20 protein-coding genes and 1 pseudogene are annotated in these 23,017 nt (G+C 48.8%); 9 read left to right on the top strand and 12 right to left on the bottom strand.

The features are described from left to right. Nucleotides 1–41: 41 nt before the first annotated feature. From rsfS to DYC63_RS01285, 3 genes are all read left to right on the top strand, one after another. The gene (rsfS, locus tag DYC63_RS01295) at nucleotides 42–377 is read left to right on the top strand and encodes a ribosome silencing factor (RefSeq protein WP_115217581.1); all 336 of its coding nucleotides are present in this window, start codon (nucleotides 42–44) and stop codon (nucleotides 375–377) included. Between the two features lie 94 nt (nucleotides 378–471). Beyond that, nucleotides 472–1,227, top strand: coding sequence for a substrate-binding periplasmic protein (locus DYC63_RS01290; protein ID WP_218564506.1), 756 nt, complete (start codon nucleotides 472–474; stop codon nucleotides 1,225–1,227). A gap of 172 nt (nucleotides 1,228–1,399) precedes the next feature. Beyond that, on the top strand, nucleotides 1,400–1,708 hold the full coding sequence (locus DYC63_RS01285) for a hypothetical protein (protein ID WP_115217579.1): 309 nt from the start codon (nucleotides 1,400–1,402) through the stop codon (nucleotides 1,706–1,708). 261 nt (nucleotides 1,709–1,969) lie between these two features. On the opposite strand, the gene DYC63_RS01280 is transcribed toward DYC63_RS01285, so the two are convergent. The 3 genes from DYC63_RS01280 to rpe form a co-directional block, all read right to left on the bottom strand. Continuing rightward, the gene (locus DYC63_RS01280; RefSeq protein WP_115217578.1) at nucleotides 1,970–4,762 is read right to left on the bottom strand and encodes a M10 family metallopeptidase C-terminal domain-containing protein; all 2,793 of its coding nucleotides are present in this window, start codon (nucleotides 4,760–4,762) and stop codon (nucleotides 1,970–1,972) included. Between the two features lie 477 nt (nucleotides 4,763–5,239). Further along, nucleotides 5,240–6,673: an anthranilate synthase component I gene (gene trpE, locus DYC63_RS01275; protein WP_115217577.1), complete on the bottom strand. Its 1,434-nt coding sequence runs from the start codon at nucleotides 6,671–6,673 to the stop codon at nucleotides 5,240–5,242. Next, a complete protein-coding gene (gene rpe / locus DYC63_RS01270; RefSeq protein WP_115217576.1) occupies nucleotides 6,670–7,350 on the bottom strand; it encodes a ribulose-phosphate 3-epimerase in 681 nt (226 codons plus the stop codon). The genes trpE and rpe overlap by 4 nt, the downstream gene beginning before the upstream one ends. A gap of 55 nt (nucleotides 7,351–7,405) precedes the next feature. On the opposite strand from rpe, the gene DYC63_RS01265 reads away from it, so the two are divergent. The 3 genes from DYC63_RS01265 to DYC63_RS01255 all read left to right on the top strand — a co-directional run bounded on the left by DYC63_RS01265 (nucleotide 7,406) and on the right by DYC63_RS01255 (nucleotide 10,011). Beyond that, the gene (locus DYC63_RS01265) at nucleotides 7,406–8,086 is read left to right on the top strand and encodes a biotin--[acetyl-CoA-carboxylase] ligase (RefSeq protein ID WP_115217575.1); all 681 of its coding nucleotides are present in this window, start codon (nucleotides 7,406–7,408) and stop codon (nucleotides 8,084–8,086) included. A gap of 26 nt (nucleotides 8,087–8,112) precedes the next feature. Beyond that, nucleotides 8,113–8,856, top strand: a complete 744-nt coding sequence (locus DYC63_RS01260; protein ID WP_115217574.1) for a type III pantothenate kinase — start codon at nucleotides 8,113–8,115, stop codon at nucleotides 8,854–8,856. Between the two features lie 387 nt (nucleotides 8,857–9,243). Continuing rightward, nucleotides 9,244–10,011 carry a substrate-binding periplasmic protein gene (locus DYC63_RS01255; RefSeq protein WP_172459356.1) on the top strand — a complete coding sequence of 256 codons (768 nt, stop codon included), beginning with the start codon at nucleotides 9,244–9,246 and terminating at the stop codon, nucleotides 10,009–10,011. Nucleotides 10,012–10,122: 111 nt separating this feature from the next. On the opposite strand, the gene DYC63_RS01250 is transcribed toward DYC63_RS01255, so the two are convergent. Then, nucleotides 10,123–11,469, bottom strand: coding sequence for a cation:dicarboxylate symporter family transporter (locus DYC63_RS01250; RefSeq protein ID WP_115217572.1), 1,347 nt, complete (start codon nucleotides 11,467–11,469; stop codon nucleotides 10,123–10,125). Nucleotides 11,470–11,624: 155 nt separating this feature from the next. Between DYC63_RS01250 and guaB the strand changes: the two genes are divergently transcribed. The 3 genes from guaB (at nucleotide 11,625) to paeA (ending at nucleotide 16,460) form a co-directional block, all read left to right on the top strand. Further along, on the top strand, nucleotides 11,625–13,076 hold the full coding sequence (guaB, locus tag DYC63_RS01245) for an IMP dehydrogenase (RefSeq protein WP_115218029.1): 1,452 nt from the start codon (nucleotides 11,625–11,627) through the stop codon (nucleotides 13,074–13,076). Nucleotides 13,077–13,248: 172 nt separating this feature from the next. After that, nucleotides 13,249–14,820, top strand: coding sequence for a glutamine-hydrolyzing GMP synthase (gene guaA, locus DYC63_RS01240; RefSeq protein WP_115217571.1), 1,572 nt, complete (start codon nucleotides 13,249–13,251; stop codon nucleotides 14,818–14,820). 320 nt (nucleotides 14,821–15,140) lie between these two features. Continuing rightward, the gene (gene paeA, locus DYC63_RS01235; protein WP_115217570.1) at nucleotides 15,141–16,460 is read left to right on the top strand and encodes a polyamine export protein PaeA; all 1,320 of its coding nucleotides are present in this window, start codon (nucleotides 15,141–15,143) and stop codon (nucleotides 16,458–16,460) included. Between the two features lie 386 nt (nucleotides 16,461–16,846). On the opposite strand, the gene DYC63_RS01230 is transcribed toward paeA, so the two are convergent. From DYC63_RS01230 to DYC63_RS01200, 8 genes and pseudogenes are all read right to left on the bottom strand, one after another. Beyond that, nucleotides 16,847–17,584, bottom strand: a complete 738-nt coding sequence (locus DYC63_RS01230; protein ID WP_115217569.1) for an HAD family hydrolase — start codon at nucleotides 17,582–17,584, stop codon at nucleotides 16,847–16,849. Beyond that, nucleotides 17,581–18,693, bottom strand: coding sequence for a phosphoribosyltransferase domain-containing protein (locus tag DYC63_RS01225; RefSeq protein WP_115217568.1), 1,113 nt, complete (start codon nucleotides 18,691–18,693; stop codon nucleotides 17,581–17,583). The genes DYC63_RS01230 and DYC63_RS01225 overlap by 4 nt, the downstream gene beginning before the upstream one ends. A 262-nt stretch (nucleotides 18,694–18,955) precedes the next feature. After that, a pseudogene (locus DYC63_RS13600) lies at nucleotides 18,956–19,060 on the bottom strand (IS30 family transposase); the annotation flags it as partial. A gap of 134 nt (nucleotides 19,061–19,194) precedes the next feature. Continuing rightward, nucleotides 19,195–19,773: a TerD family protein gene (locus DYC63_RS01220; RefSeq protein ID WP_072281343.1), complete on the bottom strand. Its 579-nt coding sequence runs from the start codon at nucleotides 19,771–19,773 to the stop codon at nucleotides 19,195–19,197. A 1-nt stretch (nucleotide 19,774) separates the two neighbouring features. Continuing rightward, on the bottom strand, nucleotides 19,775–20,479 hold the full coding sequence (locus tag DYC63_RS01215) for a TIGR00266 family protein (protein WP_115217567.1): 705 nt from the start codon (nucleotides 20,477–20,479) through the stop codon (nucleotides 19,775–19,777). Between the two features lie 3 nt (nucleotides 20,480–20,482). Continuing rightward, nucleotides 20,483–21,058 carry a TerD family protein gene (locus DYC63_RS01210; RefSeq protein WP_115217566.1) on the bottom strand — a complete coding sequence of 192 codons (576 nt, stop codon included), beginning with the start codon at nucleotides 21,056–21,058 and terminating at the stop codon, nucleotides 20,483–20,485. A 30-nt stretch (nucleotides 21,059–21,088) separates the two neighbouring features. Further along, a complete protein-coding gene (locus DYC63_RS01205; protein WP_072281345.1) occupies nucleotides 21,089–21,667 on the bottom strand; it encodes a TerD family protein in 579 nt (192 codons plus the stop codon). A 154-nt stretch (nucleotides 21,668–21,821) separates the two neighbouring features. Further along, nucleotides 21,822–22,931 carry a TerC/Alx family metal homeostasis membrane protein gene (locus DYC63_RS01200; protein WP_115217565.1) on the bottom strand — a complete coding sequence of 370 codons (1,110 nt, stop codon included), beginning with the start codon at nucleotides 22,929–22,931 and terminating at the stop codon, nucleotides 21,822–21,824. Nucleotides 22,932–23,017 lie beyond the last annotated feature (86 nt).

Raw genomic sequence — 23,017 nt, 5'->3', positions numbered from 1 at the left:
AAATTTGCTATTATGCACCGACATTTTTAATTTAAGACATTATGACACAAGCATTAAAAGACATCGTCAATCATAGCCTTGAAGAATTAAAGGCAGTGGAAATTCAAATCATCGACCTCAAAGGCAAAGCCGATTTTGCCGATTATATGGTTATTGCCGGCGGTACTTCCGACCGCCATCTGCACGCCATGGCGGGCAAAGTACAGGATGATGCCAAAGCAGCCGGTTTTCCTGTCTTGGGTGTAGAAGGGGAAGACAGCCGCGATTGGGTATTAGTCGATTTGGGCGATATCGTCGTGCATCTGATGCGCCCTGAAACACGACAACTTTATGCGCTGGACAAATTGTGGTCTTTGCCGCCTAAACGTGAAGAATAATTGTGTTTGCAATGATATTAGCCGCTAATGAATCTGATATGAAAAATATCGGATTTTTAAGTAAGATATTTTCTAAGATATGGAGGAGACAATGATGAAAGGTTTTTTGAAAACATTTTTAGCAGTTAATTTAAGCTTATATATGGCTTTTGCGCAGTCGCAAGAAGTGTATAAAGCCGCTACAGAAGGCAATATCTTGCCGATCGCATTTAAAGACGAAAACGGCTTGCTGATAGGTCTGAATGTAGAAATAATGAATCGTATTGCGGAATTGGAAGGATTTAAAGTCGAATTCTTTGAGGCTACATGGGAAGATATTTTCGCAGGAATAGATAGTAAACGCTTTGATATAGCGATTACCGATATTTCTTATACAGACGAAAGAAATGAAAAATATACACTGTCTAATCCATATTTGGCCGCTCCGAGTGCTATTATGGTTACGAATAAGCATCATGAAGTCAAAGGTATTGCGGATTTAAGTTCTTTGCGCATCGGTTTGATGAAAGATGCGAAACATAAAAGCGTTTTGGAAACGGCTGGCGTACAAAATATACAAGAAGAAAATAGTACTTTTTCTTTGTTTAAATTATTAGCGCAAGGTAAAGTAGATGCTATTTTGCATGACAGCATTATTCTAGAATATTTTGCTAATGCGTATGCGCATACCAATTTGGATTTTAAAATTATCACGTACGAAGCCGAATCAAAACTTGAATCCCAATTAGTGTTTTTGATGAGCAAAGGCAATGCCTCCTTGCAGGGAAAAGTTAACCGTGGTATTGAGCAATTGAAATCCAGCGGCGAATTGGAAAAAATTAAAAATAAATGGCTGAATTTTAAAAATTAAGATATTGGCTTAGATTATTTGAATTATCATCGGAGAAACGAAAAAATATTAAGTCGACAGATTGTAGTAGTGTAGCAAGAGACTCAAGGCTTTAATATTTTTTCGATTTCCTATTTTTTCGATTTCCTGCTTATGATGTTTAAAAAGAGTATGTCCTTATTTAGGAGGCATTATGAAAAAATGGAATGGATTAACCTCTGCCGCCATGTTGGCAGCTTGTTCCGGTCATGCGCAAACTTTGCCGACAGAGCCGCCAAGCGCGGAGGATCTTTATTTATCCGCCAAGGAAACCCCCGGGATTCAGGTGCCGAAAGAAGAGGTGACGCAGGACAGTTTGCATAAGCATCAATGCGAATTGATTGAAGACAAATATTATCGTTGCGAAGTGACGATTGCCTATTATCTGCAAACAGGCGATGTATTGTTAGACAAGCAGGAATTGTTATTGTCTTGGCAGGACGGTCAGTGGCAGCGGCAATAGAAGAATGAGATGTTGAGCGTATTCTCGGTTGTATGTGTTTATTGTTTATCAAAATTTCCTTACTGGTTAAAACCCATCCCTTTAGGAGGATAATCTTGTGGGAGAGGTGTAACCTCTTCCAATTCAGAGCAACACGTAGAGCGACGCTTTATGTGTCGCTCTGTGTTGAAACATTGTGAATTAATAAAAAAATAGAGATTCTTTCGAATCTCTATTGTTAATTTCCTATTTATTTAAATTTGAACAAATAGGTTTTTCTAATTAGACAATTGACTCGATATGGATATGTTGGTTATCTAAATAGTCTAGACCTTTGAATTGCGCAATGGCTACAGCCGCTTTTGAACCGTTGCCGTCGGCATCGTAGTAAAGCTGTTTGGAGACGGTATCAAAAATGATATGGTCATTGCTGTCTTTGGCAGTGGCATTTGCCCCTGATACGAAATAATCGCTGCGGAGCATGCCTTTTCCTAAATGCCCGAAGACACTTGCATCCAAGACAATGCTGTCGCTTTCTCTCATATTGAAATCGAGTACAACATCTCTATCTTCAGAGTTGAGGCTGTTAAAGACGAATTTATCTTTTCCCGTACCGCCTACTAAGATGTCTTGACCGCTGCCGCCGATGAGAATGTCATTTCCTGCACCGCCTTCCAGCCAATCCTTACCTGCGCCGCCTTCAATACGGTCGTTTCCTGCACCGCCTTGAATATGGTTATTGGTTTCGTTGCCGATGAGGATATCATTGCCGCGTCCGCCTTTGAGATTTTCAATTTGTGTGCCAAAACCGATAAACATCTGATCGCCTACAGGATTGCCTTTGGCATCATAGACTAAGGTGTCGGCTTTGTAGTCGCCGCGATAAATCCAAGAGCCGGGCGTGAGGTTAATATAGAGATTTTGGGTTTCGGCGCTGCCGTCAAAGGTATCATTGCCCGAGCCGTCCCAAATATAGATGTCGTTGCCTAATGTTTTTGGATTGAAATCCTTAAAGGTATAAGTGGTGTCGCCGGCATGTTGCGACTTGTTCACACCGAAGCGGTAGTGTAAGGCAGCCAAGTCAAAGATGCCGAAATTGCTTGTGCTGACCGTGGTATAGACGGTTTGCCCGTTTTGCAATACAACATGTTCTTTGATGTCGTTGCTATAAGACATCATGGTTAAATGGCTTTTGTCTTCGGCCGAATTTTTCTGAATGCGGTGATTACCGTCAAAAGGATGCGTAAGTCCGACGCTATGCCCGATTTCATGGATTAAGGTGCCGAATCCGCCGCTGATCCACGAGGTATAGCGACCATTAACGGTTTCAATGATTTTCGTATCACGGTTTAAGTCGGTGTCGCCGCCGAATTTCGTGGAATTCATATGCACGTCGCCGCCGAAATAGGCATAGCCCGCCACAAATGAGTCGAAGGCTTTGTCGCCGTTGACGGTTTGTTTGCTGCAGCTGGCGCAATTACATTTATAGGCAACCGGATTATGGTCTTCGGATGTGTTTTCCGTGCCGAAATGACGATGGTTATTGGCGTAGGTTTTATCTACCGTTAAATCGTCTAAGTAGAATTTGAAATTGGCTTTTCCTCCCGAACCGGGTGCTTTTTCCGTAAATTTCAGATTGGTTTGCTCTTCATAGAGTTTTAAGGCATCGCGTACTGCCTGTTTTTGCGTGTTGCTATATTTTTGGAAACCGCGAACCGTGAAAGCATAGCCCGAACCGGAATCGCTGGCGCTTGTGGCGAATTCATAGCTGATATTGGCACCGCTGCCGGGGCCGTCCCAAGTTTTATGCAGATAGCCTGATTTTTCACCGTTTAAAATTTTAATGAAGTAAGGCAGTTCGACTTTATTTAAATCGCGGCTGTCATGGAAGCGCGTATCCACTTCAAATTGCGTCTTGACAGGCTCATATACAGGTGGCTTAGGTGCCGGATTGCTTGGGGTTGGTGTCGGCGTCGGTCTATCCACATGTCCGTTAACGGTATTGGCGACGTCTAATGTGCCGATGCTGCTGATGGCTTTGCCGTCATAGGCGACGACTTTCAGATCAGGCAGATTTTGTCCTGCATTAATCATTGATACGCCCACAGAGCTTAAGCTGACGACACCGGTTTTATGATTAATCACATAAGGATTGTTGTGATCATTTACGAGGTAATAGCTGAGTTGATCGCCGTCAATATCTTTTGCCGCAGCTTTGGCGACAATATCGCCGACTTTCGCTTGACCTTTGACAAATTGTTTGACTGGTGAAGTGAACACCGGTGTTTGCGGCGCATGATTGACTGCCGTGACTTTCACGATGGTGTCGGCAACATCCAATCTGCCTACTTCGCTGGTCGCTTGTCCGTCATAAGCCAGTACTTTCAGATCGGGCAGGTTTTGTCCTGCATTGACCATTGCCACGCCTCTTGCGCTAAGTGTCACAACGCCTGTTTTAGCATCAATCACATAAACATTATTCGGGTTTTCAGCCAAATGGTAGGTGACTTGATCGCCGTCGATATCTTTGGCACTGGCTTTGGCAACGATATCCCCGATTTTGGCCTGACCTTTGACGAATTGCGTGACTTGCGAAGTCACTACAGGGGTTTGCGGCGCATGATTGACGGCAACCGGTTCGGGATCTGAGAATTGTAAGGTTGAAGTCGAGCTGCTTGCTCTGCCGTCATGGGCAATCACGTTGATAGGCGGCAGGGGATAGCCGTTGTTCATGGCATAAGCGCCTGTAGAGGTTAAGTAAATATACCCTGTTTTTGCATCGATGCTGTAATAGTTGGAATGATTGCCTGATAAATAGTAGTTGATGCTGTCTCCATTGGCATCAAACGAGCGCACCGCCGCAATCAAATCTCCCGATTTGGCCTGCCCGCGTACTAATGAATTTGAGATATAGGTAAATTCAGGCGTAGTCGGGGCATAATTAGGCTGATAATAATTGTTAAAGTAGTTGCCATATGTTCCATAGAAGTTACTGTAACTATTATAGTAATTACTGTAGTGGCTACTGTAATTAGCTGTAAAAGTATTTTGGTAATATGAACCTAGTCTATACATTAAGAGCTCCTAAAATATTACTTGCTTAATTAAATAATTTGTCGGTGTTTATATGTACCGTCAGATATTTCCAGTAAATAATTTTCTCGAATAATGTTCAATACAACAGATGAGTGATTAGGTATCTAATATCATTATTGATAGTGAATCATTTGATATGTTTATATTTATGTATCCTTGCGTATCGAGAGGAAATTCTGCTTATTTGCATCGGCAGTCTATACTGTTAAGCAAGCAGGATTGATATGAATTTATTATAAATCGGTGATTTATAATAATCTCGACTCAGTGCTTAAATTTAATAAATAGCGCTGAGTCGGCATGGATTTTACAGGATTGTTTCTTTAGATTAAAGAAAAATTAATCTCGTTACATCAAATGTTTATTAAATAATTTGTTTTATGAAAACATAAAAAAATCCCTCTAAATGAGGATTTAACGTGAATTTATATTATAGCGTATCAATTTAAATAAGGCTTAAATCAACATCGAAGCGGCTTTGATAAGCGCGCCGAGTTTGTTCAGGGTTTCCTGCCATTCGCTGTCGGGATTGCTGTCATAGACAACGCCGGCGCCCGCTTGAGCATAGAGTTTGCCGTTTTTAATCAATCCGGTGCGGATAGCGATGGCGAGATCCATATTGCCTTTCCATGCCCAGTAGCCGATGGCGCCGCCGTAGATGCCGCGCCGCGACAGTTCCACTTCATCAATGATTTCCATGGCGCGGACTTTGGAGGCGCCGGAAAGCGTGCCGGCGGGGAAGGTGGCTTTAAATACGTCCAAAGCGCCGGCATTGTCCGCCAATTCGCCTTCTACGTTGGAGACGATGTGCATGACGTGGGAGTAGCGTTCGATGCCCATTTTTTCCGTGACTTTAACGCTGCCGGTTTTGCAGACGCGTCCGATGTCGTTGCGCCCGAGGTCGATAAGCATGGTGTGTTCGGCGAGTTCTTTTTCGTCGGCGAGCAGATCGGCTTCAAGCGCCAAATCTTCTTCCATCGTCTGTCCGCGTTTGCGTGTGCCGGCAATCGGGCGGACGGTAACTTTGCGGTTTTCCACGCGCGCCAAAATCTCGGGCGAGGAGCCGACGATTTCGTGATCGCCCATGTTCAGCACGTACATATAGGGTGAGGGGTTGGTGATGCGCAGGGCGCGGTATAAATCCAGCGCGGGGCGGTCGAAATCGATGTGCAGGCGTTGCGAGGGCACGACTTGCATCACGTCTCCCGCCGCGACGTAGTCTTTGATTTTATTGACGACGGCTTTATAACCGTCTTCGCCCATTTCGTATTGCGGGCGAAAGCGTTCCGCTTTGGCTTCGCCGAGCGCTAAAGGTGCAGAGGCAAAGGGCGCGAAGAGGGTGGCTTGCATGGCGTCGAGTTTGGCTTCGGCTTGGGCGATGCCTTCGGCTTTGCGGCAGTCGGCAATGGCTAGTAAATTCGCCTCGCCGCGCAGATTGTCCATGACGACGACGGCATCGGATACGCAGAATAGCATGTCCGGCAGTTGGAGTACGTCGTTTGTCGGGCGTTTGGCAAGGCGTTTTTCAATGTAGCCGATGCAGTCATAGGCAAAATAGCCGACCAGTCCACCGCTGAAAGGCAGGTCTTCGGGAATATCCGCCACATGGCGCTGCGCATGGAAGGCTTCTAAAAAAGCAAAGGGATCGCCGCTGTGACGGCTGATTTCTACGCCGTCGCGCTGATGGACAATCTCGCCGTTTTTGACTTGAATCCATTCGTCGGCAGGCAGTCCGACGACGGAGAAGCGCGCCCAGCGTTCGCCGCCTTCAACCGATTCCAATAAATAGCTGTAAGGCGCATTGCCTAGGCGTTGATAAATAGCGACGGGGGTCAGCGTGTCGGCTAAGACTTTGCGGCGCAATACGCGGTGTGTGATGTCTGTGTTCATCGGCGAACCTTGGCGATTTCGCCGCGCATGGCGGCAATGGTGGCGGCATAGTCTTCGGCAGCAAAAATGGCTGAACCGGCGACAAACATATCGGCGCCGGCGGCAGCGATGTCGGCGATATTGCCGGTTTTTACGCCGCCGTCGACTTCTAAGCGGATATCCATGCCGCTGGCATCAATCCATTGTCTGGCCGCTTTGATTTTTTCCAAAGCGCGCGGAATAAAGGCTTGTCCGCCGAAACCGGGATTGACCGACATAATTAAAATCAAATCCAATTTATCGGCTACCTCGTCCAGCACATGCAAAGGCGTGGCAGGATTAAAGACCAAGCCCGCTTTGCAGCCGCGGCTTTTAATCAATTGCAAAGAGCGGTCGATATGGCGGCTGGCTTCGGGGTGGAAAGAAATATAGGCGGCGCCGGCATCGGCAAATTGGGCGATGAGATCGTCCACAGGTTCGGCCATCAAATGCACGTCAATCGGCGCTTGAATACCGTAATCGATTAAGGCTTGGCAGGCCGCCGGCCCGAAAGACAAATTCGGCACATAGTGATTATCCATCACGTCAAAATGAATCACGTCCGCGCCGGCTGCAATCACATCTTCGACTTCCTCGCCGAGGCGGGCGAAATCCGCTGCCAAAATCGACGGCGCAATCCAATCTTTGAATACGGGCATTGCAATCTTCTCCTGCTGATTTAGAATTGCGCCATTCTAACAAAGCGACAAGCCGATGACAGCCATTCATTCTTATCATTTTGCCGAGCTGGATTCCACCCAAACCTATTTGCTCAAACATGCCGCCCTGAATGCGGCGGTTTTTTGCCGTGCCGAACAGCAAACAGCAGGAATAGGGCAGCGCGGTGCGCAATGGCAATCGCCGCAGGGCGGATTGTATTTTTCCTTGCGCTATCCCTTGGCGGGCGGTGCGGCATTGCATGGCGGACTGGCGCAGGCCTGCGCCCTCAGTATCGCCGAATGCCTCGATCCCGCAGCGCAAAGCCTGCGTCTGAAATGGCCGAACGATTTATACGTCGGCGAGAAAAAAATGGGCGGTATTTTAATCGACATGCTCGGCGATAGCGCCGTGATCGGCATCGGCATCAATCTCCGCGGCGAGCGGCAGGACATTGCCTATGCGGACGAGCATTTTCCCGCCCTCAAGACAGACGAATGCTATCCGCGCCTGCAAGAAGCATTGCTGCACATGCTGGAAAAATGGGCGCGCCATCCCTATTTAGCCCTCAATCATCGCTGGAATGATTACGACCGCTTTTATGGTCAAGACATCCGCTTGGAAGCGCGGACAGATAGCGTGCGCAATCTGGGTATCGACCAAAAAGGACGTTTAATCATCGCCGATGAACAAGGCATTGCCTGCCTCAGCAATGCCAGAATTTCTTTGCAGCCTTAAACAGGGCAAATCATTTAAGGAACATTATGTATTTACTCATCGATGCCGGCAATTCGCGCTTAAAATGGCTTTATGGCAATAACGTGCCGGGGATTGTCGAAGCCGTCTCTTACCGCAGCGACTGGCAGCGCAAACTCTATCTGGCTTGGCATCTGCTGCCCGAGCCGCGCATCATCGCCTTTTCCAGCGTCAATCATGCGGAAATCGAAGAACAAGTAGCGGCATTGGTGCAGCGTCTGTGGCAGAAACCCCTGCATACCTTTACCGCACAAAAGCAAACCAATCATACCCTGACGATTGCCTATGAAGAACCGCACACTCTCGGCACAGACCGCTACCTCGCCATGCTCGGCGCGCGCAGTTTGAGCCAAGATCCCTTCTGCGTCGTCGGCTGCGGTACCGCCATCACGCTGGACGCGGTGGACGGCAGCGGCAACCATCTCGGTGGCTTAATCCTGCCGGGCATTCGTTTGGCGGAAAACGCGCTCCTGCAAAACACGCAGAAGCTCATTCCGATGCGTTGGACGCCCAATCCCCTCGGCACGGATACCGCCGGCTGCATCGGCGCCGGCATTCATCATGCCCTACCGGCAGGCATCGACCACATCATTGACGAACTGGAAAGTACGCACGGCTATTATTTCAAACGCTTCGCCTTTGGCGGCGACGCGCAAATCCTTTTCGGCAACCGCCCCACCTACCGCATCGAACCCGATTTACTCTTCGGCGGCATGATTGCCCGCCTACAACCGCAATCCTCACAACCATAGGAAAACACGATATTTCAACACATAGAGCGACACATAAAGCGTCGCTCTATGTGTTGTCCTGAATTGGAAGAGGTTACACCTCTCCCACAAGATTATCCTCCCTAAAGGGAGGGGGTTTAACCAGTAAGGAAATTTTGATAAAAAATAGCACATTTATAGATGCGCTATTTTTTATTTCTTTTGTTTTCTGATTGATACATTATTGAGAGATATGATGATTGTTATATTTGTTTACATAAAAAATAATTTTTAAATTTAATACACTATAAAGTGATAGTTGCATGGCTATTACTGTTTGACTATGATAGACGCGCAATAAATTGCTATTTCTATAAAAAAATAATATTTTACAGTTACTTATCTTCTAGAATGTTAAAAGAGAAAACAATGAAAAAATATCAACGCTATGTACTTTCAATCGGTTTGAGCATCTGCTTGTTGGCTCCTGGCGTCTCTTGGGCGGAAAGCTTCCGCCTTTTGCGCAATTATCCTGATCGTATGCCTTTGAGTTTTATGGACGGAAAAGGACAGCCGACAGGATTTGAAACGGAATTAATGGCGGAAATTGTCAAACGCAGCGGATTATCGCTGAATGAAGAATTTGTGCCGAGCATTCGTCACGGTTTGCAGGCTTTGCGCGAAGGTGAGGCGGATTTGCTCGTTGCGGCGGTGAGTATTACCGAAGAGCGGAAGAAGGAATTCGATTTCAGCGAAGAATATTTTCTCTCCAGACCGATGATTATTACCAAAGACAGCAGCATTAAAAGTTTTGCCGATTTGGCGGATAAAAAAGTAGGCATGATTCAAGATTCCGTGCATGAGCGCCGCATTCGCGCCGTTCAAGAAGGAACGGAGCAGGAAGGCTCGACGCTTGGACGCGATACGATTTTTTTGGCTTTGAAAGATATGCTGCAAGGAAAAAGCGCGGCGATTGTCGGCGGCGAATCCTATATGGCGCAAATTCCTTCTTTGTATGAGAAATATCAATTAACGGCGGTTTTTGATGATTCGTTTGCCCAAGATCACTATGCGGTGGCGATTAGAAAAGGCAATGATAATTTGCGGCTGAAAATCAATGTGGCTTTGCAGCAAATGAAAGAAGACGGCGCTTTGCAGCGGCTGACGGATAAATGGTACGGACAGAAAAAGCTTTAATATTTGTGTTGGCATATTGTCGGAAAAGTGGAAAAAGTACAGGCGGCGCATTGATTTCTCATGCGCCGCCTTTGTTGTGTGAAGAAGTGTTTATTAAATAACGAATGCAGTTTATCTTTGAGCGGAATCAAGCGCGCTTAATTTCTTGCCGAGCAGACGTTGCGTTACTACGCCGGCAGTCATCGAACCGTTCACATTCACCGCGGTGCGCATCATATCAATCACCGGTTCAATCGAAATCAGCAAGCCCGCCAATTCAATCGGCAAACCCAAAGTGGACAGCACGATAATCGCTGCGAAGGTCGCGCCGCCGCCCACGCCCGCCACGCCGAAAGAAGCAATCACGACCACGACGATAACAGAAGCGATAAAGGAGAAAGACCAAGGATCGATGCCCATTGTCGGTGCAATCATGATGGCGAGCATGGCGGGATAGACGCCTGCACAGCCGTTTTGTCCGATGGTGGCGCCGAAAGAGGCGGCGAAATTGGCAATCGGCGAGGCGATATGCAGGGCTTGGGTCTGCGCTTCGATATTCAGCGCAATGGTGGCTGCCGAGCTGCGCGAGGTAAAGGCGAAAGTCAGCACGGGCAGCACTTTGCGCACATAATCTTTCACATTGCGCCCGCTGGCGTAAATAATCGCGGCGTGCATCAAGAGCACCAAAGCAAGGGCGATATAAGAGGCGACAAAGAATTTTGCCAATTGCAGCAAGGCGCCCGCATTGGTGGAAACCATGACTTTTACCATCAGGGCGGCGACACCGTAAGGCGTGAGGCGGATAATCATGCGCACCAAAGCCAACACCCATATCTGCAATGTCTCCACGCACAGCGCAATGCGTTCGCCCTGCAGCGCATCTTTGCGCGCCACTTGCAAGGCGGCAATGCCGAGCAAGGAAGCGATAATCACGGTGGAAATCATGGCGGTATCGCCCAAGCCGGCTAGGCTCGCCACGATATTGCTCGGGATAAAGCTCTGCAATAAAGCGGGAATCGTCAGAGCGGCGGTCTTGTCTTGATTTGCCAACATACTGGCGCCGCGTGCTTTTTCTGCTTCGCCGGCGACTAAGGAAGCGGCATTGAGGTCAAAGAGATTGGCGATGACGATGCCGATAAATGCGGCGGCAGCGGTGGTCAGCAATAAAGTGGCAATCACAAAAAAGCTGATTTTGCCGATGGCGCTGGCGCGCTCGACCTTAGCCACCGCCGCCAGAATGGAAACAAAAACCAAAGGCAGGGCAATCATTTTCAAGAGTTGCACATAGCCGTTGCCCACGATATTGACCCACAGCAGCACTTCTTTCGCTAAAGAAGAAAAAGACAGCAGCAAGCCATAGACAAGACCGGCAAACAAACCGGCGAAAACGACTTTGCTTAAAGACGATTCGCGCTGCTGCCAATGGAACAGACCGTATAAAATGCCGATAAAAGGCAGTAAATAAAGCAGAATTAACATAGAGATTCCTTAAAAATAAAGGCGCATTATCGCAGATGCCGACAGGTGCGGGTATCGTGTTTATTTATGGTCTGATAACTTTTGCTTATGAGGGCTTTCAGCGGCGGACGGCATTTTGCGCTATAATGCCGCGATTTTTTAAATCGGGAGGAAATATGCGTATTGTTGAAGAAGCCCTAACCTTTGACGATGTTTTGCTGGTGCCGGATTATTCGGAAATACTGCCACGCGACGCGGATTTGAGCGTCCAGATTGCACGCGGCATCAAGCTCAATATCCCGCTGTTTTCCGCTGCAATGGATACCGTTTCCGAAGCGCGTTTGGCAATTGCTTTGGCGCAATTGGGCGGCATGGCGGTCATTCATAAAAATATGACGCCCGAGCAGCAGGCGCAGGAAGTGCGCAAGGTCAAACGCTATGAATCCGGCGTGATTCGCGATCCCCTGACTACCACGCCGCAGACCTCAATTGGCGAAGTGCGCAGCATCACGCGCGAACACGGCTTTTCCGGCTTGCCGGTTTTGGAAAACGGGCGCTTAGTCGGCATTGTGACGCGACGCGATGTGCGCTATGCCGATGATGCGGGCTTGGTCAAAGATGTGATGACGCCGCAGGAGCGATTGGTCACGGCAAAAGAAAATACGCCCACCGAGCAAATCAAAGCCCTGCTGCAAGAACATCGGATTGAAAAAATTCTGGTCGTAGACGATGAATTTCATTTGAAAGGTTTGGTAACGGTCAAAGATTTGCGCAGCGCACGCGATTATCCGATGGCGACAAAAGATGAAAACGAAAGCCTGCGCGTGGGCGCGGCCATCGGACCGAGCGGCGACAGCGAGCAAAGGATCGAATTGCTGACCAAGGCCGGCGTGGATTTACTGGTCGTCGATACCGCGCACGGACATTCCAAAGGCGTGATTGAGCGCGTACGCGAATTGCGGCGCAGTCATCCTGATTTGGCGATTGTCGGCGGCAATATCGCCACCGCCGAAGCGGCGATTGCCTTGGCGGATGCCGGTGCGGACGTCGTGAAAGTCGGCATCGGGCCGGGCTCGATTTGCACCACGCGGATTGTTGCCGGTGTCGGTGTGCCGCAAATTTCCGCCGTCAGCAATGTGGCAAAAGCTATGAAAGGACGCGGCGTAACAGTGATTGCCGACGGCGGTCTGCGTTATTCGGGCGACATCGCCAAAGCGATTGCCGCCGGTGCGCATGCGGTGATGGTCGGCGGATTGTTGGCGGGCACGGAAGAGTCGCCCGGCGAAGTTGAGCTGTATCAAGGACGTTCTTATAAATCTTATCGCGGCATGGGTTCGCTGGGCGCGATGAGCGCAGGCTCTGCCGACCGCTACTTCCAAGGCGGACAAAAAGCGGAAAAATATGTGCCTGAAGGCATTGAAGGTCGCGTGCCCTATAAAGGCGCGGTTTCTGCCGTGATTGAGCAATTGATGGGCGGCTTGCGTTCCTCAATGGGCTATGTGGGCTGCGCCACTTTGGAAGACATGCGCGAAAAACCGCGCTTTGTGCGTATCAGTAATGCGGGTATGCAGGAATCGCATGTGCATGACGTGACGATTACCAAAGAACCGCCGAACTACCGCCGTTAAAAACGAAAGCGCAGAATATCTGCGCTTTTTTATCAAAATTTCCTTACTGGTTGAAGCTCCTTCCTTTAGGGAGGATAATCTTGTGGAAGAGGTTACACCTCTCCCAATTCAGGGCAACACACAGAGCGACGCTTTATGTGTCGCTCTGTGTGTTGAAACATGAGTAAATAATATGAAACAAGACAAAATTCTGATTTTAGATTTCGGCTCGCAAGTCGCGCAACTGATTGCGCGACGTGTGCGCGAAGCCCATGTGTATTGCGAATTGCACCCCTACGATATGCCTTTGGACGACATTAAAACCTTCAATCCCAAAGGCATTATTCTTTCAGGCAGCCCGCAATCGGTTTACGATGATGCGAATTATCATGCCGATACCGCCTTGTTTGATTTGGGCGTGCCAGTGTTAGGGATTTGCTACGGCATGCAGTTTATGGCGCACCATTTTGGTGGTGCGGTGGAAGCGGGTAATCAGCGCGAATTCGGTTACGCGCAAGTCAAAACCATTGATTGCGCACTCACGCGCGGCATTTTTGACAATCAGCCCAATCATTTAGATGTATGGATGAGCCATGGCGACAAAGTGGCGAAACTGCCAGAGGGTTTTGTCGTGATTGGTGACACGCCGTCTTGCCCGATTGCGATGATGGAACACGCCGAAAAACAATTTTACGGCATTCAATTTCACCCCGAAGTTACCCACACCAAACAAGGTCGCGCTTTAATCAACCGTTTTGTGTTGGACATTTGCGGCGCAACGCCCAGCTGGACGATGCCCAATTACATTGACGAAGCCGTTGCCAAAATCCGCGAACAAGTGGGCGGCGATGAAGTGATTTTGGGCTTGTCTGGCGGTGTGGACAGTTCTGTGGCGGCGGCATTGATTCATCGTGCGATTGGCGATCAACTGACTTGCGTGTTTGTTGACCACGGTTTATTGCGTTTGAATGAAGCGGAAAATGTGATGAATATGTTTGCTGCGTCCTTGGGCGTGAAAGTGATTCATGTGGACGCAAGCGAGCAATTCATGAGCAAATTGGCAGGCGTAAGCGACCCCGAACGCAAACGTAAAATCATTGGCGCGGAATTTGTTGAAGTATTTGATACAGAAGAGAAAAAACTCACCAAAGCCAAATGGTTGGCGCAAGGCACCATTTACCCCGATGTGATTGAATCCGCAGGTGCCAAAAACAGCAAAGCCCATGCCATCAAATCGCATCATAATGTTGGTGGGCTGCCTGAAAACATGAAATTGAAATTGCTCGAACCCTTGCGCGATTTGTTTAAAGATGAAGTGCGCGAATTGGGCGTGGCATTGGGATTGCCGCGTGAAATGGTCTACCGCCATCCCTTCCCCGGGCCGGGTTTGGGTGTGCGGATTTTGGGTGAAGTGAAACGCGAATACGCCGATTTATTGCGCCGCGCCGATGACATTTTCATTGAAGAATTGCGCCATACGGTGGACGAAGCCTCGGGCAAATCTTGGTATGATTTGACCAGTCAAGCCTTTGCGGTGTTTTTGCCTGTGAAATCGGTGGGCGTGATGGGCGATGGGCGCACTTACGATTATGTGGTGGCCTTGCGCGCAGTGGTTACCAGCGATTTCATGACGGCGCATTGGGCGGAATTGCCCTATGCTTTGCTGGGCAAGGTATCGAACCGCATCATCAACGAAATCCGCGGCATCAATCGCGTGGTGTACGATGTGAGTGGCAAACCGCCTGCCACCATTGAGTGGGAATAAGCCTCTGCCGACAGCAACTGTTCTATACTCGGAGAAACGAAAAAGCATACAAAGCGAGCCAAGCCCGACATGCTTTTTCAATTCTCCGGCTATACTTTTTCACTTCTCCGACGATATAGTACCTTAACTTCAAAATGAGACTTAGAGATACACATTTTGTCAGGAGAAGCGCTTAGAATAATCTCATTTTGAAGTTAAGAGACTATAACATACAGGGCGAGCCTCGCCTGAGCAAAAGGCGTTTTTATCCATCAATCTGCGCATCTTGCTGCGGCTTTTTGCTACAATGCCCCATCTAAAATGTCACTAAACAAAAGCTTATGAGTCTATTTGAATTTTTCTTGATTTTATTTATCTTAACCGCGGTGAGCGCGGTGATTTCATCGGCAGAAATTGCGCTTGCCAGTTCGCGCAAACTGCGTTTGCAGCAAATGGGCAGCAATGGCGATTTACGCGCCTTAATGGTTTTGCAGTTGCAGGAGCAGCCGGGACGCTTTATCACGGTAGTGCAAATTGGTTTGAACATGGTGGCGGTGGCAGCCGGTGTGGTCGGTGAGGCGAATTTAAGCATTTATATTAAAGACTTGCTGCATAGATATTTCCCGCAAGCACCGTGGATTGATAATGCCGCCACATGGATTTCCTTTATCGGCGTGACCTCTGCCTTTATCCTTTTTGCCGATTTAATGCCCAAGCGCTTAGCCATGGTTTATCCCGAAGCGATTGCGGTGCGCACGGTACGCATCATGAATTTCTTGATATTCATTCTCAAACCGATTGTTTGGATATTTGATTTTATTGCCAATCAAACCTTTAAATTATTCAAACTGCCTTCGGTACGCCAGGAAAATATGACCTCGCAAGATATTGTCGCTTTCGTCGATGCCGGTGCGCAAGCAGGAGTCGTCATGGCGCAAGAACAGTATCTAATTGAAAATATTTTTGAAATGCAGGAACGCCGTGTGACTTCCACGATGACTACGCGCGAAAGCATTGTCTATTGCGACCGCACCGATAACCGCGATGCGATTCTGGCATTGGTCGCCGAACATCCGCATACCAAATTGCTGGTTTGCGACAATGGTTTGGATAAAATTCTGGGCTATGTGGAATCGCATAATCTGCTGCGCATGTATCTGCAAAATCCTGATCAGCCGATCGCCATCAGCGATCCGCAATTGCTGCGCAAAGCCTTGTTTATTCCCGATACGCTGTCTTTATATGAGGTGCTGGAGCTCTTCAAATCCTCGGGCGAGGATTTTGCCGTGATTGTGAATGAATACGCGCTGGTGGTGGGGGTGGTGACGCTTAAAGACGTGATGAGTATCGTGATGGGTGAATTGGTTTCCACCGAAGAAGAGCAAATCGTGCAGCGCGATGCGGATTCATGGCTGATTGACGGCGCAACGCCTTGTGAAGATGTGCTGCGCGTTTTGGATTTAACCGCTTTCCCCGAAGAGGAAAATTATGAAACTATCGGCGGATTCATGATGTATATGCTGCGCAAAATTCCGAAAAAAACCGATTTTGTTTTATACGATAATTATAAATTTGAAATTATTGACACCGAAAATTTCAAAATCGACCAATTGCTTGTTTCAAGGTGTAAAGATATGCCTGTTGTGAATGAAGAGGATTAATTTTTAAATCCGCAGATAAAATAGTTTACTTATATGTTAAGCATTTTTTCACTTGAATAAAATGAAATGCCGTCATTAATAATGATGGCATTTCATTTTACAACATCTCTATTAAGCTAAAGTGAATATAAGATTTGTTTTACAGTTACTGTAAAATGAAATTATTAAACTATAGTCGGAGAAGTGAAAAAGTAGTACAAGGCGGCGAGCCGCAGACAGTACAGATAGTACGGCAAGGCGAGCCAACGCCGTAATATAGTCTCTTAACTTCAAAATGAGATTATTCTAAGCGCTTCTCCTGACAAAATGTGTATCTCTAAGTCTCATTTTGAAGTTAAGGTACTATACTTTTTCAATTCTTCGACTATACAAGAAATACATACTTTTTAATGCTTTATCGCAGCGCTGATTTGGCTGCCTTGCGGCGCAATCAGATAATCGCAGCAATGCATGAAGGCAAGGTCGATTAAGCTGTCGCCCATGCCGATGCACAGCAAATCAGGGTCTTGCTTGCGAAAGCGGCGCAGAAGTTCTTCAACGGCTTGGGATTTGTCCAGCCACGGCGGCAGTACGGCAAGATTATTGGCATTGAGGTGTAATTGTTCTGCGGGCAGTAGTTGGCTGCGTAGGCAGGCGGCGGCTTGCTCCAGATTTACTTGATACTGGCTGCGCGATTTCACCAGCAGATAAAAGCTAATGCCCATATCGCTGATGAGGCGGATATGCAGGTCGTCATAAAGGGTGGTGGGTAGTTGCCGCAGGCTGTCGGCAAGTGCCTTTAAGCGGCTGTGGCTGCCGCGGGCAGCATTTTCGCTGCGTTGAAACCAGTCTTCGTCAATACTGCCGTTGGGCAGCAAAATGATACCGCCATAATTGATAACGGCATGATGTTTAAAGGCGATATTCACGCGGCGGAAGCTGTCCAAATTGCGTGCGGTAACCGGTATGAGGCGGCTGTGTGTCAGCCAATGTTGCAGCCATTGCTGCTGTTTGCGGTCGGCGTAGGAAATGGGGCTGCCGTCTTGCAAAAAGGCGAGGGCTTGGCTGTCGGCGGTCGGGGATTTCTTGCGGCAGCTGTTAAACAGAGTGTCGTCTAAATCGGTAAATAAAATGATGCTGCTCATAGGAATTCCGGTCGGATGAGTTGCGCGCCCAGTTCTGCGGCACAGGCACTAAGCGCCGAATTTGCCGCATGCTCATGGCAGATATAGATGCGATCATAGCAATCGGGGGCGGCGAGATTGTAGAGGTAATAGGGAATGCCTTCGTCATAAGGGTCGGCAAAGGCGCATTTGTGTTGCAGGATGTTCCAGACTTGCGCGGGCGAGCGGGTGCTGGATTGCAGAAAAAATTGCGCCGCGCTTTGGGCGGCAAGCCCCTGCGCAAAAAGGGCGGCAGGGTGGATGTATTCGCCTGTGCCCAATACCAGAACGCGTTCGCCGCTGCGGTGGGCGGCGGCATAATGGGCGATTTGCTCGGGATTGATGTGCAAAGGACGATCTATGCCCGTGCGTCCGCAGCCGCTGTCGATGATTTGCGGTGCTTCTCGGCTTTGGGCTGCCGCCGCAGGCGCCGTGTCAGCAATCGAGGGATGCGGCGTAAAGTGCCAATCGCCCTGCAAGAGGCTGTGGCGCTGAATGTCCGGTGTGTCTTGTCGGCAAAAATCGGTCAGACAGAGCCAATGCTGCTCGAGCGGCTGCGGCAAATGTCGCTGCAATGCCTGATGTAATTGCCGAAAAGTGCGCCCTGTGGAGAGCTCGTCATCAATCAGCACAAGGCGCTGCGCCTGCTGAAAAAGCGCCGATAGCCGCGGCGATGCGGGCAGATGCAGTAATTGACGGCTGGCGTGGCTGTGGCTTTCTTCAAATTCGCAGAGGACATGCCCTTGCGCGCGCAGGCGGCTGCTGTGCAGATATAGGGCTTGAGCTTGCGGATAGCGCTTCAGCCATGCTTCAAAGACGCCTTGGGCGAGGGCGGTGGCGGTTTCCGCCATGCCGATAAAGAGCGTGATTTTGCTTTCGGGAGCAGGGAGTTTTGCCGCAAGGGATTGATAAATATGCTCAAACGTTTCGGTGCCGACAGGATAATGCTTGCCCAGCACTTTGCTGACGAATAGAAAAGCGCGTTTGGGATTGTCTCGCGCGCCAATGCCGAACAGCGCATCGGGCGGCAGTTCGCTATGATGAATATTGAGTTGCAGAGTGCCAGTAGGGAGATGATGAGTTTGTTGCATGGTGTTGAAAATAATTCAATTAAATTAGAGGTGATGGTGTTTCTATAGTACCTTAACTTCAAAATGAGACTTAGAGATACACATTTTGTCAGGAGAAGCGCTTAGAATAATCTCATTTTGAAGTTAAGAGACTATATTAGGCGTATCTCTATTTTTTAGAGATGTTTGACGCTGCGCTGGGCGTTACTTTTTTTGCCTTGCCAAAAAAAAAGTAACCAAAAAAAGGCAATCCCGTTGCGGCGGTTTGCTTTGCAAACTATAAGTCGAAGAATTGAAAAAGTATTACGGCGTTGGCTCGCCTTGCCGTACGCTCTTGTACTGTCTACGGCTCGCCGCCTTGTACTACTTTTCCACTTCTCCGACTATACCACTAAGAAAATTGGCGAATATTTTTATAGTCTCTTAATGTCAAAATGCGCATCTCTAAATCCCATTTTTATGTAAAGAGATTATAAAAATATTCAGACAGGCGAAGCTGTCTGAATGTCATCAAGTGGCGGATTAGAGATGCGGCAGAATGCGCGGTACGATTTTGTCCGGTGTGGCGCCTTGGCTGTTTTCGCCGATAGCGTGCATTTTCCATTCGCCGTTGTGGCGGTAGATTTTCGCCATGATTTGCGCGGTGTGCTTGCCTTGCGCGGAGAGGTTGTAGCGCGCGATTTCCTGTCCGTTTTGTCCGTTGATGAGGCGGCAATAGGCGTTTTCCACTTTGCTGAAATCTTGTCCGGTGTAGTTGCTGACGGTAAAGACCAAGGTTTTGATATGCGCGGGAATGCGCGTGAGGGCTACCGCGATTTGCTCGTCGTCGCCGTCGCCTTCGCCGGTGCGGTTGTCGCCGCTGTGTTGGATAGAGCCGTCTTGGCTGCGCAGTTGTCCGAAATAGACGAGATCGCGCAATTCGTTTTGCTCGTCAAATAAAAAGCAGGAGGCGTCCAAATCGATTTCGCCACCGCCGCCAAAGCCTAAAAAGCCTCTTTTTTTGACCGCATCCCAACCTAAGCCCATAACAACGCTGTTTAATTCGCCGCCCGCTTCTTTGGCAAGCGAGATTTTCTGTCCTTTTTCTAAATTGATACCCATCTTAATTCCTGGATTGTGAATTCATCGCGCCCAAGGGCGTGATTTTCATATTGCGCGAGCAAATAATGACTTTGCCGCTGCCGGAAAATTTCAGCACTACGCCTTCGCCGCTGGTCATGCTGTTGACGATGTTGCCCAATAGTCCGCGGCTTTGCGAGCCGGTATTGAGCGCGATTTTATAGTGCAGGCGGCTGTCCCATGCCACCACATGACCGTTGTCGATGGTTATGGGATTATCGGGGCTGACGTCAAGCGTAAATAAGGTGCCGTAGCCGCAAACGGCTAATTGCCCTTTGCCGCTGCTTTGCCCGATGAAAAAACCGCCGCTGCCGCCGAAGACGGCAGTACCGAGGCTTTGCATTTGCGCGGTTACTGCCACGCCTTCATCGGCGGCAAGATAGGCGCCGTCGGCAATTTTATATTGCGTTTCGCCTACTTTAAGCACTTCAATCGCGCCGGGAAAATTGGGGGCGAGCAGGCAATCGCCTTTGCCGCGCACCGCTTTGATGTGCTGCTGGAAAAAGCTCTCGCCGTTGACCAATTTGCGCGCCAATGCGCTTAAAATCCCACCCTGCATACGACCGGAAAGCGCTAAGGCGCTTTCCATCATGACCATGGCATTGCTTTCGCAGGAAATGCTTTCGCCTTGCTCGAGGCTGATATGCAGGAAGGGGTCATTTTCGCTCGTAATGCTGAAAATGCTCATAAATTAGACGTTGACGCCGTAATTTTTTGCCAAAGGTCCTAAGCCGCCTTTAAAGCCCTGTCCGATGGCTTTGAATTTCCATTCGCCGTTATGGCGATAAACTTCGCCGAAAATCATCGCGGTTTCCACAGAAGCGTCTTCCGATAAATCGAAACGCGCGATTTCGCTATTGCCGTCGGCATTGACGCAGCGGATAAAGGCGCTGGAAACCATGCCGAAGTTTTGTCCGCGGGCTTCGGCATCGTGAATGGTGACGGAAATCGCGATTTTCTGTACGTCCGCCGGCACTTTGCCTAAATCGATGATGATTTGCTCGTCGTCGCCATCGCCTTCGCCGGTGCGGTTGTCGCCGGTATGTTCGACGGAGCCGTCGGCGGATTTGCTTTGATTGTAGAAAATGAAGTCGGCGTCCGAACGCACTTTGCCGCTTTCATTGAGCAAGAAGGCGCTGCCGTCCAAGTCGAAATCGGCGCCGTCGGTGGCACGCACGTCCCAGCCTAAGCCGATAATCATTTTGCTCATGCTTGGGGCTTCTTTGCTCAAGCTGACGTTGCCGCCTTTTTGTAAACTAATTGCCATAGTGTTTCTCCTGTTAGGTTGAGTAAAAAATTAACCGACATTCACGCCGTATTGCTGACACAGCGCAAGCAGACCGCCTGCATAGCCCTGCCCGATGGCGCGGAATTTCCATTCGCCATTGTGGCGGTAAACTTCGCCGAATACCATGGCGGTTTCCGTACTGTAATCTTCGGACAAATCAAAGCGCAGCGCTTCCTGTCCGTTTTCATGATTGACCAAGCGCACAAAGGCATTGCGGACTTGTCCGAAATTCTGGCGGCGGTTTTCGGCGTCGTGGATAGTGACGGTAATCAACAGCGATTTGATGTTTGCCGGCACTTTTTCCAGCTCGACAATCAGACTTTCGTCATCGCCGTCGCCTTCACCCGTGAGGTTGTCGCCGGTGTGTTTGACCGAGCCGCAGGGCGATTGCAATTGATTGTAGAAAATGAAATGGCTGTCGGAAGGCACTTTGCCGTTCTCCGCCGTCATAAAAACGCTGGCGTCCAAATCGAAATCTTGTCCGTCGCTGCTGCGCGCGTCCCAGCCTAAGCCGATTAAAATATGCTTGAGACTGGGGTCGGTTTTGCTTAGGGATACGTTTTGACCTTTGCTGAGGCTAACTGCCATTTCCTACTCCTTAGATATTTATTTGCCATTTTTTTGCCTGTGTTTAAAGCATCATCTTGAAACATTGTATCTGCCTTGGCGGATAAAAAGAAGCCGCTTGAAACAAGCGGCCTTGTTTAGGCTTTCGGCGCTGCGTCAAACAAGCGACCTTTGTTTAGCTGTTCGGGCTGTCTTCGTCTTCATCTTTTTCAGGGAAAATAAATGAAGCGGTAATGCCGATGGCTAGAACGACTAAGACCACAATCAAAGACGCATTGGGCGAGATGTCCCAGCCGTGATGGAAGATGTGGTTCGTCGCGGATAAGCCGAGCTTAAAGGCGATAAAGAAGAGCAGCACAATCACCGCTTTTTCCAAATGCACCAAATAGCCTTTGAGCGCTTCCAAAACGAAATACATGGTACGCAGACCCAAAATCGCAAACATCATCGCGCTATAGACAATCAGGGGTTCTTTAGAAACCGCAATCACCGCCGGCACGGAGTCGAAGGCGAACATCACGTCTGATAATTCGATGACCGCCAAGCATAAAAAGAGCGGCGTGGCGACCCATGTGCCTTTTTTCAGCGGATGCGGATGGCTGTTTTCAGGGTGTTTGAGGTCTTCGCCTGCCAGCTCTAAATGCACGTTGGGGTGCTTGGCGCGCGCGGCGGCGAGTTCTTCGCTATTGAGGAAGAAGTTATGTCCATGCAGGCGCGGCCAGACGGGGAAGTATTTATGCACCCAGCGATAGGCCAAATGCTCGGAATAGTCTTCGTTTTCTTCCTCTTCTTCGCCGCTTTTAAGCATCATCACGGCGGTCCATGCCACGACGACGGCGAAAATCAGTTCTACATAAGGTCCGAGGGCAAGCAAACCTGTGCCGATTGCCACAAAGACCATACGGAAGGCGATGGCGCCGATAATGCCCCAATACAATACGCGGTGGCGGTAGCCGTCCGGCACTTTAAACCATGTGAAAATCGCCATCATGACGAAGAGATTATCCACCGACAGCACTTTTTCCAGCGCATAGCCGGTAAAGAAGAGGCTGGCATAAGTGCTGCCGTGGTGCATCCAGAGATAGAGGCCGAAGGCAATCGATACCAAAATCCAGAAAACCGACCAGATGGAGGCGCTTTTCAGGGACAGGGGTTTGTCATCGCGGTGGGCGTATAAATCCACGATGATGGCGCCGATGGAAAAAATCGCGAAGATTAAGACGGTTTCAATCGGAAAGCCGAGTGAGGGTAGAGCATTGTTTGTGCTCGCTAAAGTCTCGTTCATAAATATCCTGTAAAGAGGGGTGAAAAAGGCAGCCGTCAGAGCGGCGGCTGTTGGCGCGCATTATATGCCAAGCCTTGAAAAAATAA

It is taken from the genome of Suttonella indologenes (genome assembly GCF_900460215.1).
Classification (GTDB): Bacteria; Pseudomonadota; Gammaproteobacteria; order Cardiobacteriales; family Cardiobacteriaceae; genus Suttonella; species Suttonella indologenes.
The sequence above is the reverse complement of the archived record's forward strand: the minus strand, read 5'-3'. Positions and strand labels throughout refer to the sequence as shown.

What these genes read in the sequence shown, in the direction of transcription:
- DYC63_RS01225 (WP_115217568.1), bottom strand. Translation starts at nt 18,693, where the DNA reads ATGCAACAAACTCATCATCTCCCTACTGGCACTCTGCAACTCAATATT.
- rsfS (WP_115217581.1), top strand. Translation starts at nt 42, where the DNA reads ATGACACAAGCATTAAAAGACATCGTCAATCATAGCCTTGAAGAATTA.
- trpE (WP_115217577.1), bottom strand. Translation starts at nt 6,673, where the DNA reads ATGAACACAGACATCACACACCGCGTATTGCGCCGCAAAGTCTTAGCC.
- DYC63_RS01215 (WP_115217567.1), bottom strand. Translation starts at nt 20,479, where the DNA reads ATGAGCATTTTCAGCATTACGAGCGAAAATGACCCCTTCCTGCATATC.
- DYC63_RS01285 (WP_115217579.1), top strand. Translation starts at nt 1,400, where the DNA reads ATGAAAAAATGGAATGGATTAACCTCTGCCGCCATGTTGGCAGCTTGT.
- DYC63_RS01265 (WP_115217575.1), top strand. Translation starts at nt 7,406, where the DNA reads ATGACAGCCATTCATTCTTATCATTTTGCCGAGCTGGATTCCACCCAA.
- paeA (WP_115217570.1), top strand. Translation starts at nt 15,141, where the DNA reads ATGAGTCTATTTGAATTTTTCTTGATTTTATTTATCTTAACCGCGGTG.
- guaB (WP_115218029.1), top strand. Translation starts at nt 11,625, where the DNA reads ATGCGTATTGTTGAAGAAGCCCTAACCTTTGACGATGTTTTGCTGGTG.
- DYC63_RS01220 (WP_072281343.1), bottom strand. Translation starts at nt 19,773, where the DNA reads ATGGGTATCAATTTAGAAAAAGGACAGAAAATCTCGCTTGCCAAAGAA.
- DYC63_RS01290 (WP_218564506.1), top strand. Translation starts at nt 472, where the DNA reads ATGAAAGGTTTTTTGAAAACATTTTTAGCAGTTAATTTAAGCTTATAT.
- DYC63_RS01230 (WP_115217569.1), bottom strand. Translation starts at nt 17,584, where the DNA reads ATGAGCAGCATCATTTTATTTACCGATTTAGACGACACTCTGTTTAAC.
- DYC63_RS01255 (WP_172459356.1), top strand. Translation starts at nt 9,244, where the DNA reads ATGAAAAAATATCAACGCTATGTACTTTCAATCGGTTTGAGCATCTGC.
- guaA (WP_115217571.1), top strand. Translation starts at nt 13,249, where the DNA reads ATGAAACAAGACAAAATTCTGATTTTAGATTTCGGCTCGCAAGTCGCG.
- DYC63_RS01205 (WP_072281345.1), bottom strand. Translation starts at nt 21,667, where the DNA reads ATGGCAGTTAGCCTCAGCAAAGGTCAAAACGTATCCCTAAGCAAAACC.
- DYC63_RS01200 (WP_115217565.1), bottom strand. Translation starts at nt 22,931, where the DNA reads ATGAACGAGACTTTAGCGAGCACAAACAATGCTCTACCCTCACTCGGC.
- DYC63_RS01210 (WP_115217566.1), bottom strand. Translation starts at nt 21,058, where the DNA reads ATGGCAATTAGTTTACAAAAAGGCGGCAACGTCAGCTTGAGCAAAGAA.
- DYC63_RS01260 (WP_115217574.1), top strand. Translation starts at nt 8,113, where the DNA reads ATGTATTTACTCATCGATGCCGGCAATTCGCGCTTAAAATGGCTTTAT.
- DYC63_RS01280 (WP_115217578.1), bottom strand. Translation starts at nt 4,762, where the DNA reads ATGTATAGACTAGGTTCATATTACCAAAATACTTTTACAGCTAATTAC.
- rpe (WP_115217576.1), bottom strand. Translation starts at nt 7,350, where the DNA reads ATGCCCGTATTCAAAGATTGGATTGCGCCGTCGATTTTGGCAGCGGAT.
- DYC63_RS01250 (WP_115217572.1), bottom strand. Translation starts at nt 11,469, where the DNA reads ATGTTAATTCTGCTTTATTTACTGCCTTTTATCGGCATTTTATACGGT.